The sequence below is a fragment of the Afipia sp. Root123D2 genome (genome assembly GCF_001425835.1).
Lineage (GTDB): Bacteria > Pseudomonadota > Alphaproteobacteria > Rhizobiales > Xanthobacteraceae > Afipia.
Genome location: NZ_LMDP01000001.1, coordinates 665,511 through 679,703 on the forward strand (window position 1 = coordinate 665,511; position 14,193 = coordinate 679,703).

At 63.5% G+C, this 14,193-nt stretch carries 19 protein-coding genes; 12 read left to right on the top strand and 7 right to left on the bottom strand.

The features are described from left to right. Positions 1-204: 204 nt before the first annotated feature. The 4 genes from ASC80_RS03070 (at position 205) to ASC80_RS03085 (ending at position 3,314) form a co-directional block, all read left to right on the top strand. Entirely contained in the window at positions 205-1,182 is a 978-nt protein-coding gene (locus ASC80_RS03070) for a Tim44 domain-containing protein (protein WP_056292748.1), read from the top strand. Between the two features lie 153 nt (positions 1,183-1,335). Then, positions 1,336-2,022 carry a hypothetical protein gene (locus tag ASC80_RS03075; RefSeq protein ID WP_056292750.1) on the top strand — a complete coding sequence of 229 codons (687 nt, stop codon included), beginning with the start codon at positions 1,336-1,338 and terminating at the stop codon, positions 2,020-2,022. Between the two features lie 86 nt (positions 2,023-2,108). After that, on the top strand, positions 2,109-2,816 hold the full coding sequence (locus ASC80_RS03080) for a glutathione S-transferase (RefSeq protein WP_056292752.1): 708 nt from the start codon (positions 2,109-2,111) through the stop codon (positions 2,814-2,816). Between the two features lie 90 nt (positions 2,817-2,906). Continuing rightward, entirely contained in the window at positions 2,907-3,314 is a 408-nt protein-coding gene (locus ASC80_RS03085; protein WP_056292754.1) for a (R)-mandelonitrile lyase, read from the top strand. Between the two features lie 108 nt (positions 3,315-3,422). Here the strand turns inward: ASC80_RS03085 and ASC80_RS03090 are convergent, their stop codons facing one another. Beyond that, on the bottom strand, positions 3,423-3,854 hold the full coding sequence (locus ASC80_RS03090; protein ID WP_056292755.1) for a hypothetical protein: 432 nt from the start codon (positions 3,852-3,854) through the stop codon (positions 3,423-3,425). A 315-nt stretch (positions 3,855-4,169) separates the two neighbouring features. Between ASC80_RS03090 and ASC80_RS03095 the strand changes: the two genes are divergently transcribed. Together ASC80_RS03095 and ASC80_RS03100 are read left to right on the top strand one after the other, a co-directional pair. Continuing rightward, complete coding sequence (locus ASC80_RS03095) at positions 4,170-4,535, top strand: hypothetical protein (protein ID WP_056292757.1); 366 nt, start codon at positions 4,170-4,172, stop codon at positions 4,533-4,535. 212 nt (positions 4,536-4,747) lie between these two features. Further along, positions 4,748-5,131 carry a VOC family protein gene (locus tag ASC80_RS03100; protein ID WP_056295491.1) on the top strand — a complete coding sequence of 128 codons (384 nt, stop codon included), beginning with the start codon at positions 4,748-4,750 and terminating at the stop codon, positions 5,129-5,131. 81 nt (positions 5,132-5,212) lie between these two features. Here the strand turns inward: ASC80_RS03100 and ASC80_RS03105 are convergent, their stop codons facing one another. After that, positions 5,213-5,671 (bottom strand): hypothetical protein, encoded by a 459-nt coding sequence (locus tag ASC80_RS03105; protein ID WP_056292759.1) that lies wholly within the window; start codon positions 5,669-5,671, stop codon positions 5,213-5,215. A gap of 225 nt (positions 5,672-5,896) precedes the next feature. Between ASC80_RS03105 and ASC80_RS03110 the strand changes: the two genes are divergently transcribed. Then, the gene (locus ASC80_RS03110) at positions 5,897-7,543 is read left to right on the top strand and encodes a fumarate hydratase (RefSeq protein ID WP_056292761.1); all 1,647 of its coding nucleotides are present in this window, start codon (positions 5,897-5,899) and stop codon (positions 7,541-7,543) included. Positions 7,544-7,646: 103 nt separating this feature from the next. Here ASC80_RS03110 and ASC80_RS03115 read toward each other — a convergent pair whose 3' ends face one another. Both ASC80_RS03115 and ASC80_RS03120 read right to left on the bottom strand, forming a co-directional pair. Then, positions 7,647-8,597: a class I SAM-dependent methyltransferase gene (locus ASC80_RS03115; protein ID WP_200941138.1), complete on the bottom strand. Its 951-nt coding sequence runs from the start codon at positions 8,595-8,597 to the stop codon at positions 7,647-7,649. Positions 8,598-9,046: 449 nt separating this feature from the next. After that, complete coding sequence (locus ASC80_RS03120; protein WP_056295499.1) at positions 9,047-9,343, bottom strand: hypothetical protein; 297 nt, start codon at positions 9,341-9,343, stop codon at positions 9,047-9,049. A gap of 183 nt (positions 9,344-9,526) precedes the next feature. On the opposite strand from ASC80_RS03120, the gene ASC80_RS03125 reads away from it, so the two are divergent. Next, a complete protein-coding gene (locus ASC80_RS03125; RefSeq protein WP_056292763.1) occupies positions 9,527-10,129 on the top strand; it encodes a cysteine hydrolase family protein in 603 nt (200 codons plus the stop codon). Between the two features lie 8 nt (positions 10,130-10,137). Here the strand turns inward: ASC80_RS03125 and ASC80_RS03130 are convergent, their stop codons facing one another. From ASC80_RS03130 to ASC80_RS03140, 3 genes are all read right to left on the bottom strand, one after another. Further along, positions 10,138-10,695 carry an inner membrane-spanning protein YciB gene (locus tag ASC80_RS03130; RefSeq protein ID WP_056292765.1) on the bottom strand — a complete coding sequence of 186 codons (558 nt, stop codon included), beginning with the start codon at positions 10,693-10,695 and terminating at the stop codon, positions 10,138-10,140. A 220-nt stretch (positions 10,696-10,915) separates the two neighbouring features. After that, positions 10,916-11,224, bottom strand: coding sequence for a septation protein IspZ (locus ASC80_RS23970; protein WP_056292767.1), 309 nt, complete (start codon positions 11,222-11,224; stop codon positions 10,916-10,918). 10 nt (positions 11,225-11,234) lie between these two features. Then, positions 11,235-11,840: a DUF3159 domain-containing protein gene (locus tag ASC80_RS03140; protein WP_244487173.1), complete on the bottom strand. Its 606-nt coding sequence runs from the start codon at positions 11,838-11,840 to the stop codon at positions 11,235-11,237. A gap of 126 nt (positions 11,841-11,966) precedes the next feature. Between ASC80_RS03140 and ASC80_RS03145 the strand changes: the two genes are divergently transcribed. The 4 genes from ASC80_RS03145 (at position 11,967) to ASC80_RS03160 (ending at position 14,159) form a co-directional block, all read left to right on the top strand. Further along, complete coding sequence (locus tag ASC80_RS03145) at positions 11,967-12,719, top strand: TetR/AcrR family transcriptional regulator (RefSeq protein ID WP_056292769.1); 753 nt, start codon at positions 11,967-11,969, stop codon at positions 12,717-12,719. Between the two features lie 118 nt (positions 12,720-12,837). Continuing rightward, a complete protein-coding gene (locus ASC80_RS03150) occupies positions 12,838-13,236 on the top strand; it encodes an ArsR/SmtB family transcription factor (protein ID WP_056292771.1) in 399 nt (132 codons plus the stop codon). Further along, positions 13,223-13,729 (top strand): SRPBCC family protein, encoded by a 507-nt coding sequence (locus ASC80_RS03155; protein WP_056292773.1) that lies wholly within the window; start codon positions 13,223-13,225, stop codon positions 13,727-13,729. Before ASC80_RS03150 ends, ASC80_RS03155 begins: the two co-directional genes overlap by 14 nt. A 34-nt stretch (positions 13,730-13,763) precedes the next feature. Continuing rightward, positions 13,764-14,159 (top strand): DoxX family protein, encoded by a 396-nt coding sequence (locus ASC80_RS03160; protein ID WP_244487174.1) that lies wholly within the window; start codon positions 13,764-13,766, stop codon positions 14,157-14,159. Positions 14,160-14,193 lie beyond the last annotated feature (34 nt).

Genomic DNA, 14,193 nt, shown 5'->3' on the forward strand with positions numbered 1-14,193 from the left:
GTTTGACTAAAGCGGTCAGCGAAACACGGCACTATGACGGTTCAATATGTGCGGTCGCCACCCGGGCTGACGGCGGCAACATCTCGGTATCCAACCGGCCGCGACCGAGCGCCGCAGCTTTTCGTCACCGCGGAGGCTTCCCTTTCGCTCGTACTTGCCCATCTTAAAGGCAACTCCCCGTAGTGGGGTTGGAGGGAACTTTAGATGAACTTTCCGCAGCGCACGCGCGCCATCGTCAAGACATTTGCCGTCGTTCTCGCGCTGGCGATGCCGTTGGCGATGATCTCGTCGGCTATCCTGTCGTCATCCGCCGATGCCCGCGCCGGTCGCGGCTTCTCGTCGGGGTCGCGCGGGACGCGCTCATTTACGCCTCCGCCGTCGACACGCACCGCACCGACCGCGGCGCAGCCGATGCAGCGAAGCATTACCCAGCCCGGCGCGACCAACGCGGCCCGTCCGGGAGCGACCGCAGGCGGCGGCTTCTTCAACCGTCCGGGGATGCTCGGCGGTCTCGCGGCCGGCTTCCTCGGCGCGGGCCTGTTGGGCATGCTGTTCGGCGGCGGCCTGTTCGGCGGCCTCGGCAGCCTGTCGTCGATTTTCGGCCTGATCCTGCAGATCGGCCTGATCTATCTGGTCGTCCGCCTTGCGATGTCGTGGTGGCGTCGCCGCAATGCGCCGGCCTTTGCCAGCGCGGCAGCGGGCGCGGCTCCGGTAGCGAACGACGGCGCGCAGGGTTACGCGCGTTCCGGTTTCGGCCTCGGCGCCGGCGCCAACGCGCCGCCGCTCGAAATCACGCCGCAGGACTACGACACGTTCGAGCGCATGCTCGGCGAGGTCCAGACCGCGTGGACGAACGAGGACGTCAACACGCTGCACACCATCGCGACGCCTGAAATGGTCTCGTACTTCACGCAGGACCTGAAGGAGAACGCCGACCGCGGCGTCGTCAACAAGGTCAGCGACGTCAAGCTGCTGCAGGGCGACCTTGCGGAATCCTGGCGCGAGGGCCAGACCGACTACGCCACGCTGGCGATGCGTTTCGCACTGGTCGACAAGACCGTCGAGCGCGCCACCGGCCGCGTCGTCGAGGGCAGCGAGACGCCGATCGAGGCGACCGAAGTGTGGACCTTCGCGCGCCGTCCCGGCGGCACCTGGGAGTTGTCGGCGATCCAGCAGGTGTGATCGATTGTCGCATTTGACGAAACATCGAGGCGTCGCGCATCGCGCGGCGCCTTTTGTTTTGCGCCGCGCCCGGAATATGTCGCGGCATTGTGTGTTGATAGGAGACCTGAACAAACAGACGTTTCTTCCGGAAAAAAATCTAGGGAGGTGTCGATGTCTACGTTCTCGAAATGCTTCGCTTCTGTCTGCTCTGTCGCCGCACTTGGATTTGGGTCGGGTGCGGCCGGTCCCGCGCTCGCCCAGCAGGCCGCCGCCATGACGTTCTTCGTGTCCAGCACGCCGATCGGCAATGGCGGCAATCTCGGCGGCCTCGCCGGCGCCGACAACCAGTGCCAGACGCTGGCGCAGGCGGCGGGGGCGGGCGCCAGGACGTGGCACGCCTATCTCTCGACGCAGGCGGCGGACGGCAAGCCGGCGATCAACGCCCGCGATCGCATCGGCAAGGGTCCGTGGACCAATGCGAAAGGCGTCGTGGTCGCCAAGGATGTCGCCGAACTCCATGCCGCCAACAATCTCACCAAGCAGACCGCGCTGAGCGAGAAGGGAGAGGTGATCAACGGCCGCGGCGACACGCCGAACCGTCACGATGTGCTCACCGGTTCGCAGCCGGACGGCACTGCGTTCGCGGGCAGCGACGACCGGACCTGCAAGAACTGGACGAGCAGCACGCAGGGTGCCGCGATGGTCGGTCACGCCGATCGCACCGGCCTCAACGAGGAGCCTCCGGCGAAGTCGTGGAATTCGTCGCATCCCTCGCGCGGACCTGACGGCGGCTGTTCGCAGAAGGATCTCAGGAGCACCGGCGGCGACGGCCTGCTGTACTGCTTCGCGGCGAACTGAGCTTTCAGTTTGACGGCTGACGGCGGCGCGGAAACCATCCGCGCCGCCGTTCGTTGTTTCGTCGCCATGTCGCGCGGGAATTTATCATGACATATGAACTCTATTACTGGCCGACCATTCAGGGCCGTGGCGAATATGTGCGCCTCGCGCTGGAAGACGCGGGCGCGGATTATGTCGATGCTGCACGCCGCAGCAACGGCACCGCGAAAATGATGGCGATGATGAACAGCAGGCGCGGCGCGACGCCGCCGTTCGCGCCGCCGTTTCTGAAAGCCGGCAAGCTCGTGATCGGGCAGACCGCCAACATCCTGCTCTATCTCGGCGCGCGACACGGCCTCGCGCCGAAGGCAGACGCCGGGCGGCTGTGGGTGCATGAACTACAACTCACCATCGCCGACTTCGTGGTCGAAATTCACGACACCCATCATCCGCTCGGGCCGACGCTGTACTACGAGGACCAGCGCCCGGCCGCGAAAAAACGCACGACGGAATTCTGGGACGAGCGCGTGCCGAAGTATCTCGGCTATTTCGAAAACCTGATCGAGCGGAACGGCCCTTATGTCAGCGGACGCCGGGTGACTTACGTTGACCTGTCGCTGTTTCAGATCGTCGAAGGGCTGCGCTACGCGTTTCCCGGCCGCATGAAACGTTTCGAGCGCAAGGTGCCGAAGGTGGTCGCGCTGCATGATCGCGTCGCCGCGCGGCCGAACATCGCGGCTTATCTTGCGAGCAAGCGGCGCATTGCGTTCAACGAGGACGGGATATTCCGCCATTACAAGGCGCTTGATCTCTAGAGCGTTTTCGAGCGAAGTGGGGACAGGTTCGCGTGAAGAAAAAGAGGCTGCTTTGTCTCTGCCGCGATCCTATCTGTCAGGAGACATCCCATGAAAATCACCACTGCAGGCACCATGCCGTCGCGTCGCGCCCCCGCCGAATATTTCACCGGTACGGTGTGGCAGGATCTGGTGATCGAAGCGGCGGATCCCGCCCGGCTAAACGCCGTGCGCGTCAGCTTCGAGCCGGGCGCGCGCACCGCCTGGCACACCCATCCGCTCGGACAGACGCTGCTGGTGTTGTCGGGGTGCGGCCGTGTTCAGAGCGAAGGCGGGCCGGTGCGCGAAATCCGCCCCGGCGATGTGGTGTGGATTCCGCCCGGCGAAAAGCACTGGCACGGCGCGTCGCCGGCAACCGGGATGGTTCACCTCGCGATGCAGGAGCGCCAGAACGGCGGCGCCGCCACATGGCTTGAACACGTCACCGACGCACAATACGCGGCGCCTGTCGGCACCTGAGCAGCGAACGCGTGCTTCAAGTCATGAGCCGCCCGCGAGGAGCGCAGAAACCCGGCGAGCGGCGGGCGCTTGGGTCCGCCGCTCCCGCATCCGGCGAGGGCGATCCGTTCAGACCAGCAGGTTTGCCGGCCACTCCCGGATAGCCACCTGCTCCTCAGTCGCCTCGTGATGCTCTTCCGCACGCTTCTCGCTTGCGGGCAATTGCAGCACGGTGGCGATCTGACCCGGCGCCAACTGGGTCAACAGCACGAAATGGCCGTTGGCGAATTCCAGCGCGTCGTGGTGGCGGTGTTCCTGATCGAGATTGACGGTGCGGAATCGCGCCATCGTATTCCCGACCTTCTTGCGGAAGAAGCTTCCGTCGAATTCGACGTCGCCTTCGAACGCGATCTCGGTGCCCGGCAACAGGCAGACCGCGACTTCGGGTTCATTGGGCGCGGCGAACCCGCGGGTGATGGTATGAGGGAATTTGGTCGAAACCAGTTTATCGCCAACCTTGGCGGGGCGGGTGGCGACGGCATGCAAGCTATAGTCACACATGGCTGCGCTCCTCTGACTGTTCCGAGCACGCCAGCCTCTGCCAGCGTGCTGAGCAGGTAATGCACAGTGAGCGCCCGGTTCGCGGCGTTCTTGTGAAAACGTGAGTGACGTTTTCGTGAGAAGTATTGCAGCCGGAGCGCTGGCCGTGCGGCGGTCGCGGCGACGGAGTGAGCCTGCGGTAACGCCGCGCGGGCTCCCGCGAACGGCGGAGCGGCGCGGGCGCCGGATTTCGGCCCAAGTTCCATGTCTTATGCCTGTCGTATTGGCGCGATTCCTGTTGTAGAATCCGCCCGGAACGCAACGCTGGAGGCTCCGATGCGCTACCTGACCCCCGTCCTCTACGCAGGTGCGCTTGCGGTCTCGATTTACGCCGCCATCGCGCAGACCTCGCCGCTGCCGCCGGTCCCGCAGGCGAGCGTTGCCCCCGCCGGGGAAACCAAACTCGCTTATGCCTCGCCGTCGGAAGGCGCCACGCCCGCGAAAGCGGCGCCGGTTCGTGTCGGCAAGCGTGAACTGTGCCGCCAGAAGGTCGCGTCGCGGCACCTGCGCCGCCATCAGGCGCGCGATCAACTGCAGCTCTGCGTCGCCAAGGCGCGGGTCGAGTGCCTCGAACAGGCGATCAAGCAGAACATCCGCGGCTCGCTGCGCAAGACCTACGTCAAGAGCTGCGTCGCGGCGTAAGGCGCAACCGAAATCACTGCACATTGTTTCGATGTCGTCCCCGCCTGCGCGGGGACGACATTGAGAGATCGTAGCCCGGATGAAGCGAAGCGGAATGCGGGGTGGCGACGGATTGCGCTCGCTGCATCCGGGCGACGCTCTTGACCGCGCCCGCCGCGCCATCTTTTATGCGCCGCCAACAAGAACAAAAGGGAGAAGCGCCGATGTCGCTGATGTCGTCAATCGTCTGGGATCACGTTCACCTGCGCAGTCCCGATCCCGAGGCGACGGCGAAGTGGTTCGAGCAGAAGCTGGGCGCCGAGATCGTCCGCGCGCCGAACCGCATCGATCTCAATCTCGGCGGTGCCCGAATTTTCATCGCGCCGGTGACGGACGGCGACGGCGTCAATCCGCCGCCGGTGACGCCCTATCAGGGCCTCGACCACATCGGGCTGGCGGTGAAGGACATCGACGATGTCGCCGCCGAACTGAAAGGCAAGGGCGTCGAATTCACCCGCGAGCCCTACACGCTGCGCCCCGGCATCCGCATCTGCTTCATCCGCGGGCCGCAGGGCATTTCGATCGAGCTGCTCGAGCGCGACAAGAAGTATCAGTAGGTCCGATATCTTAGCCCGCATGACGTGCGGCGAAATGCGGGGTGACGACGCGGTTTCCCGGATTGCGCTTCGCGCGCGAACCTACTGCTCCTTCTCCCGCGAAATCGAGATGCTGGTGCCCGACTTGGTGCGGTTGCAGAGAATGTCGAGCTTGCGGTAGCGGGTGGTGATGTTATTGCCGCGCAGCAGGCCGATCCGTTTCAGGCAGCGCCGTGCGCCGCGCTCGGCATCGCCCTTCGGGATGGTGAAGATCAGCGCGGCGGCGGTGGCTGCGAACTGGACGAAGGCGTCGGACGGTTTCTTGACCGGGGTAAAGGCGTAGAAATCGTTCTGCCTGTTGCGGCTGGAGCAGCCGAGGGTGGCGCGCGCCGCTGCCGGGTGCTTGAGGTAGATGACACCCGCGCGGGTTTCGCCGATGGTCACGCCGTCGATCTGCCCGGCGAGTTGCTTGGCGAGATCATCGCAGCGGTCGGCGCGGGCGGGGGAGGCGGCGAGCGCCACCATTCCCAATGCGGCCAGACCCAGACATTTAAAATTCATGACAAGCCCCCCGGCTGATTGTCCTGACCCTACGGAAAATTCGCCTGCCGGGCTAGGGCCTTGCGTCGGCGACTCCGCGCTCTGCGGCGCGGACAGGGCGGACAAGGCAGCCGCGCTCCGGGTGCTATTCCTTCCGGCGAAAAAGTGCTTAGAACGGTTCTATCAAAGGCGTTTCGGCCTGTCTGGACCGTGCCTTTTCCATCCTGCGAGCCTCGAGAACCTGTCATGAATGCACCTGTCACCCCGCCCGTCGCCGTTCCACCCTACAAGCACACGCCGCTGTTCCCGCTCGGCCGCGACGAGACGCCCTACAAGAAGATTTCGTCCGCGGGCGTGCGGGTCGAGAAGGTGATGGGCCGCGACATGCTGGTGGTGTCGCGCGAGGCGCTCAAGGCGCTGTCGGAAGCCGCCTTCGTCGATATCAACCACTATCTGCGGCCGGGCCATCTGGCGCAGCTGCGCAAGATTCTCGACGACCCCGAGGCCAGCGACAACGACAAGTTCGTCGCCTTCGACTTTTTGAAGAACGCCAACATCGCGGCCGGTGGCGTGCTGCCGATGTGCCAGGACACCGGCACCGCGATTATCATGGGCAAGAAGGGCTTCAACGTCATCACCGACGGCGAGGACGAGGGCGCGCTGGCCGAAGGCGCGCGCGACGCCTACCTCAAGCGCAATCTGCGCTATTCGCAGGTCGCGCCGCTGTCGATGTTCGAGGAAAAGAACACCCGCAACAACATGCCGGCGCAGTGCGAGATCTACGCCGAGGGCGATGACGCCTACAAGTTCATGTTCATGGCCAAGGGCGGCGGCTCGGCCAACAAGAGCTTCCTGTTTCAGGCGACGCCGTCGGTGCTGACCCGCGACCGGCTGCTGGCGTTCCTGAAAGAGAAGGTGCTGACGCTCGGCACGGCGGCATGCCCGCCCTATCACCTCGCCATCGTCATCGGCGGCACCTCCGCCGAACTGTGCATGAAAACGGTGAAGCTCGCCTCCGCGCGCTATCTCGACGCGCTGCCGACCAAGGGCAGCGAGGACGGCCATGCTTTCCGCGATCTCGAGATGGAGCAGGAAATCCTCAAGATGACGCAGTCGCTCGGCGTCGGCGCGCAGTTCGGCGGCAAGTATTTCTGCCACGACGTGCGCGTGATCCGGCTACCGCGCCACGGTGCGTCGCTGCCGATCGGTCTTGGCGTGTCATGCTCGGCCGATCGTCAGGTGCTCGGCAAGATCACGAAAGACGGCGTCTACCTCGAAGAACTCGAGCACAATCCCGCGCAGTACCTGCCGGCGCTCGAAGGCCAGCTTGGCGGCGAGGTGGTGAAGATCGATCTCAACCGGCCGATGAAGGAGATCCTTGCGACCCTGTCGCAATATCCGACCAAGACCCGGCTGTCGCTGACCGGCACCATGGTCGTGGCGCGCGACGCGGCGCATGCCAAGCTGCGCGAGCGGCTGGAAAAGGGCGAGCCGCTGCCGGATTACTTCAAGAACCATCCGGTCTATTACGCCGGCCCGGCCAAGACGCCGGAAGGCTACGCGTCCGGCGCGTTCGGCCCGACCACGGCGGGGCGGATGGATTCGTTCGTCGACCAGTTCCAGGCGGCGGGCGGTTCGATGGTGATGGTGGCGAAGGGCAACCGCGCGGTCGCGGTGCGCGAGGCCTGCAAGAAGCACGGCGGCTTCTATCTCGGTTCGGTCGGCGGTTCGGCGGCGAACCTTGCCGAACACTGCATCAAGAAGGTCGAGGTGGTGGAATATCCCGAACTCGGCATGGAAGCGATCTGGCGCATCGAGGTCGAGGATTTCCCGGCCTTCATCATCATCGATGACAAGGGCAACGACTTCTTCAAGGAATTGAATCTGGGGTGATGCTCGCTGGCGCGGCTTCCTCATTCTGAGGAGCGCGCTGTTGCGCGCGTCTCGAAGTTCCGCCTGCGCGGCGACGACACACTCGATAAATCGTGCGCTCGTCTTACGGCTCCAGCGTCACCACCTGCAGACCGTCGCCGCTTTCGACATGAACATAGCGCGGGGCGATCGGCCGGCCGCGTCCGCTGGCGACGGTCACGATGTCGTCGAGCGGCATCGCGCGCGCATCGGCCTCGGGGCGCGACAGGATCAGATCGGCGTGGAACAGGCCTTCGGATTCGAGGCCGGTGGAATCGACTCCGAGTTTTGCAAGCGTCGCGAGGCTGTTCTCGAACTCCTCGGCGTCGCGGAAACGGCGCTGGATGAAAGTCACGCCGGCGAGCCGTTCCGTCACAAGACCGCGCTGTGCGAAGGTCTTCGCCAGCTCATCGAACGGAAACATCCGCAGCACGAAGGAGATGACCCAGGGAGTCTTTTCCGTCGCGTCGAGAAGCTTGCCGAAGGTCTTCTCCGTCACATAACCGATACAGCCGGTCGACATGATGACGTCGGCGGGGCGGACGATGCGCGCGTCATCCTTCGAGAGTGCGTTGTTCTCCAGATCCGCGACGACGCCTTGATCGAGAAGACCGGCATTCGTTGCATAGCGAATGGCCGGCGCCGATATATCGAGACCGATAAACCGGGCCAGGCCGACATCGGGCCACGATGAATAAAAATTGCGGTCGAGACGCATCAATTCTTCGGAGCAGACCGCCTTCATTTCGCGCCGCGCGTAGCGGTGACGCAAGCCGCCGAACGTCAATGGGAAGCGATGCACCGCGGCGTTGATGCCATAGGAGCAGCCGACATCGAGCACGACCGGTCTGGTGCCGGTGACGGAAGCCTTGGCGGATAGGATCTGACGTATGACAGGTTCGGCGACATCCGGAATCATGTAATCGAGATCGCCGAGAACGGAAAAATATGATCGCGGGTCTTCCTGAATATAAATGTCGTCGAAGATCGCTTTTGCCTGATTGATCCGTGAAAATTCTGTCCCCAGCTCCAACATCAGCACCTCTTTCCTTATTGTTGTTTTCCTCGATTTGCGAACGCGCAAAAACTTCCGTCGTCACTCACGTACCGTCGCTGTGGCGGAAGCAAATCGCTTATTACAGAAACGGGAGTGGAGATAAACCCTGCGATGCCTTCATGTGTCAGCGTGACATCGCGATGCACGATGCGCATGAGCATCGAGAGTCTGACTTTTCACTATAAAGCAAGGACTTGCGCGATGCGTTGCGGTGCGATGCGCGGATGAAATCGGCGCGAAATTTTATCGCGAATCCGCAATTGTGACGCGGAATATCGCGCATTTCAGCGCGCATGTTTCATGATCACGTCGTCAAGCGATTCAGATGTTGCAAATCATGGTCGCGATAAAACGAAATCACCGGGACAAGCCCGGTGATGACGCGTCGGAAATGTCGAGATGTGCTCGCAGCGAAGCGCGCGCCGGATTTACGCGCGCGATCCCGTGAACGGGAAACTGCCCATCGGGCCAATGCCCATTTCGCCCGACATGGAATCGCCCTCGACCTTGCCGGAGAACGCCAGCGTCAGCGGCATCGGGTCGGTAATCTTGAGCTTCCAGGCGACATCATCGCCGGTCACGGTGCCATCGAAAATCTCGCCGGAATTGCCGTCGGCGGCTTGCGTGCCGGTCAGCGTGCCGCCATCGGCCTTGAGCGACAGGTCCGCGTCGCGGTCACCCATCGGCGTGGTCATGGTGATTTTCCAGTTTCCATCGATTGACATGTAGCTTCCCCTCGGTGCGGTCCGCGGCGACCGGAATTGGTTCTGATCGGGACGCGCTTCGACGATATAACTCATTTTGCCGGTGCCACGCCAATACATCGGCTGCGATTCCGTGTCGCGCGTCCCGCCGGAACCCTTCGGCGGCATCCGTGTTTGTCATCGTCGGGTCACACGGGAGCGCGCATGGGCCAACTGACGCGGGAGGTGCCGCCGCAAGCGGTGCATTTGTGCATCGATATGCAGCAGATATTTTCCAGCGACGGACCATGGCCGACGCCGTGGATGGAGCGGGTGCTCCCCAATGTGGAAGAGCTGGTCCGCCGCGCGCCCGGCCAGACGATCTTCACGCGCTTCATGACGCCGCGACGCGCCTCCGACATGCCCGGAACGTGGGCGCGCTATTACGAGAAGTGGCACGAGACAACGCGCGAAGAGGTCGATCCGCGTCTGCTCGATCTGATGCCGCAGCTTGAGCGGTTTGTGCCGCCGGCCGCGGTCATCGACAAGATGGTCTATTCGGCGTTCGCCGACGGCAAGCTGGTGGCTGAACTGCGACACCGCCGCTGCGACACGCTGATCATGAGCGGATCGGAGACCGACGTCTGCGTGCTGTCGTCGGCGCTTGCGGCCGTCGATCAGGGCTATCGGGTCATTCTCGTGTCCGATGCGATGTGCAGTTCGTCGGACGAAAGCCATGACGCGCTGCTGGACCTCTATCGGCGTCGCTTCGAAATCCAGATCGAGATCGCCGACACGGAAGCGGTCATCGCCCGCTGGCAGGTTTGAACGCCGCGTCAAGCCACAGCCGTCTGCGCGCGCAGCTTGCGGTGGACGAGGATGCGGATCACGGCATACTGAACGAGGAAGGCAACGATCTTGGCGCCGACCGCGACCACCGACACATAGATGGCCCACAGCTTGATGTCACCGGTCATCGCCACCGCGATGGTGCCGGCGCCGAGAATGAACATCAGCGCCGCCCAAAGATAGCCCGCGACGGTGATGGCATGCGGAACATTGTCGATCACGATCTGCGGCATGTAGCGCAGCATCCAGCCGCGCTTGAGCATGATGAAGCCGATGGCGAAATGCGCGATGCTCGGCTTGATCAGCACGAAGCGCGGATCCCTGGTCAGCAGCGTCGCGCCGCCGAGCACGATCACCAGCGCAACGCTGGCGAGCGTCATGATTTCCAGCTTCTGGTTGCGGAGCCGCGCGACAAGGAATTGCGCGATGGCGCCGGCAATCGCGACGCCGGTGGCGACCAGCACGTCCCCGCTGACGGCATAGACAGCGAGGAACACGATGGTCGAGAAGAAGTCGCTGAAGAGCTGTTTGAGAGAGTGGCCCATGCGGCATTTCTGTCACGGGCGACGGCCTGCAGGCAACAGGACCGAACGGCTGACGCAGGCCTGTCCTGAGCGGAGCCGCCGGAGAGCGAGGGGCATCTCGGTCGTCCGGCGGGTTCCTGATCGGCTCCGGTGGAAGATCCTTGGAGGCGGAGCTTGGCGATATGATTGAACGCCCGGAAGGGCGGTCTGCCGGCGCTCGCCAGAACGCCGGCGAACGCGCTTAGATCGGCAGCAGCGGCATACGGCAGACGCAGTGCGGTCCTTCGCAGCTCACTTTGGCCGGTGACAGCTTCAGCGAATTGACATCCGTTCCGGCAAACGTCGCGCCGCCGAGTGCGAGAACGACAGCGAGGCTGACCCACACCAGCACGCCGGCCTTTTTCTGCGCCGACCAGGTCAGGATGAGCTGCGCCATCGCCCCTGCGACTGCAAGGAGAGTGGCGATCAGGATATCGCCAAGCACCGCGAAGGCCGCGAAGAAGATGAGAACGGGCAGCAGGCCCGCAATGAGTTTAAGAAGCCAGGTCATTTTTTGTCTTTCAGATTGCCGAAGCCGTTCGCGCCAGCGCGGGCAGGCGGGGCATTGCGTCGCGAGCAAGCCCGGCGGCCGCCGCGCGGCGGTGGTTCGGGTACCATTTGGTGAAGTAGACCGCGCCGTTACGGGCGGCGAAGGCGATGCCGGCGCAAGCCCACAGCGGGAAGCTCGGCAGATAGATCGCGATAACATCGACGGCCAGCATCAGGACGAAGGCCGAAGTCCACACCCATGTCAGGATGTAATTGACCCGCATGAAGCCCGGCAGCTTCATGATCTCGGGCTCGACCGTTTCGCGGGCGTATTGCAGGGTGAACGGAAACCGGACGGCCAGTGAACCCAGCGCCATGGCAAGAACGCCGCCATCGACCGCGAGGCGAATCGCGGTGCTGCTCCAGTCCGCGCCCACGATCGTCAGATAACCGCCGATCAGCGAAAACAGGACGAAGGCGCCCAGCGACAGCATTTTCACCGAACGGCCGTTGGCGAGATCCCAGATCATGGCAATCAGCGCCACCATGGCGCCGGCCGCCAGGCTCAGCTTGGCAGGCACCAGCATCAGCAGGGTCGCGAAAGTGGCGAAGGGTGCGATGATCATGAACAGCGTCATGGCGAATGGTCCGGCTGAGTGCTTTTTCAGAACGATCTTTACGTCGTAAAGATGTATTTAGAGGTCGATCTTGTCACCGTCAAGTAAAATCTTGACAGTGTAAAAAATTGAGGTCATATTGATGGCATGGCGACAAAACCGCTTAAAACGGCCACAAAGTCCGGTTTCCGGCAGGGCGCAGCCCCCGCCGACCGGAAGACGCATGGCAAACCTGCGTCCAAGGCACGTGTTGCGGCCGCGGCTGTGGCCGCGCCTGTCCGCCAGCAGCCTTATCATCACGGCGATTTGCATCAGGCGCTGCTCGCCACCGCCGAGCGGATTCTGGAACGTGACGGGATTCGCGGCCTGACCCTGCGCGCGGTGGCGCGCGAAGCCGGCGTCTCCCATGCCGCGCCGACCCATCATTTCGGCGATCTCGCGCGGTTGCTGAGCGAACTCGCCGCGATCGGGTTTCGCCGCTTCACCGAGGCGCTGGTGGAAGCGTCCGCCAACAAGCCGTTTCCTGAGGCGAGCAGGGCGCGGGCCAAGGCCTATATCGGCTTTGCGCAGGCGAGCCCGGCGATGTTCAAGCTGATGTTCCGGCGCGAACGCCTCGACATGGGCTGCCCGGTGCTGAACGAGGCGCAGAGCTGCGCCTTCGTCCTGATGGCAACCGCCGTCGGGGAGCGCCGCAACGAGCAGGTGGAAAAAGAGCATCTGACGCTGCCGCAGGCTGCCGACATCGCGCGGGTGTGGTCGCTGGTGCACGGCTTCGCCACGCTGGCGATCGACGGCCGCCTCAATGAAATCCTCCACGGCCTGCCGGACGGCACCACGATCGACATGCTGCTCGACGCCATGCTCGATGCCGTGCTGGCCGGACGCACATGTTCGTCCTGATTTTCCCCTGATCCGTCAGCCGCTTCCCTGATTCATGCCGAATTTTTCGCGGTATCGCTTGACGGGCGGGGTGTTCGGCGGTATTTAACCGATCAGTTATTTAACTGAATGGTTGAATATGGATCACCTCAGCAGCACCTTCGCAGCTCTCGCCGACCCCACGCGCCGCGCCATCCTCGCGCGCCTTGCGCTCGGCGAAACCTCGGTGAACGAAATCGCGAAACCCTTCGCGATGAGCCTTCCGGCGGTCTCGAAGCACCTGAAGGTGCTGGAAGGCGCGGGCCTCATCACCCGCGGGCGCGATGCGCAATGGCGGCCGTGCCGGCTCGAAGCCGGCCCGCTAAAGGACGCCGCGAGCTGGATCGAGAACTATCGCAAGTTCTGGGAGGCGAGCCTCGACCGCCTCGAGGAATACCTGCACCGGCTGCAATCGGATGAAGCCAAGCAGCCATCGAAAGCGAAACCCCGGAAGCCGAAGACGCCGAAATCCACGGAGACAAAAAATGACCGCAAGTAACGCCGCGACCAAGGAGTTCACCATCAGCCGCACCTTCAACGCGCCGCGCGATGTGGTGTGGACAGCGTGGACCGATCGTGACGCGCTGGCGCAATGGTGGGGACCGAAAGGTTGCACCATCGATGTCACCAGGCTCGAGGTGCGGCCCGGCGGCATGTTCCTCTATTCGATGGGTTTGCCGAACGGCGACAAATGGTGGGGCCGTTTCATTTATCGCGAGATCGTCAAGCCGGAGCGCATCGTGTTCGTCAATTCGTTCTCGGACGAGAGCGGCAACGTCACCCGCGCGCCGTTCAGCGACAAATGGCCGAAGGAAATCCTCAACGTGATGACGCTGACCGAGGAGGGCGGCAAGACCACGCTGTCGCTGCGCGGCGGCCCGATCGACGTCAGCGATGAAGAACGCGCGATGTTCGAAGGCATGTTCGCGTCGATGCAGCAGGGCTTCGGCGGCACCTTCGATCAGCTCGACGCCTATCTGGCCAAAACCTGACACCACGCGCATCGGCATTCAACGGAGAGAAACAATGCAAGCCCAGATGCAGGCGCCGGCGATTTCGACCGGCACGATTTCAGGCGGCGCGATCTGGACCGGCCGCATCCTCAGCGGCCTCGCCATCGTATTCCTGGTGTTCGATGGCGGCATCAAGCTCGTTCCGCTCGACATCGTCATCACGACATCGCAGCAGCTCGGGATCCCGACGGACCTCGCGCGCACGCTCGGCGTCCTGACGCTGGCCTGCACCGCTCTTTATGCTTTCCCGCGCACCTCGGTGCTCGGCGCGATCTACACCCATCTGCGCGTCGGCAGCCCGCTGTTCACGCATACGCTGTTCGGCGTCTATCTCGCGCTGCTGATCTGGGGCGGTCTCTATTTGCGCGACGAGCGGGTGCGCGCGCTGATCCCGTTCCAGCGGACATAACAGCTTCGCAATTATTTTGTCTGATCGCGCCATT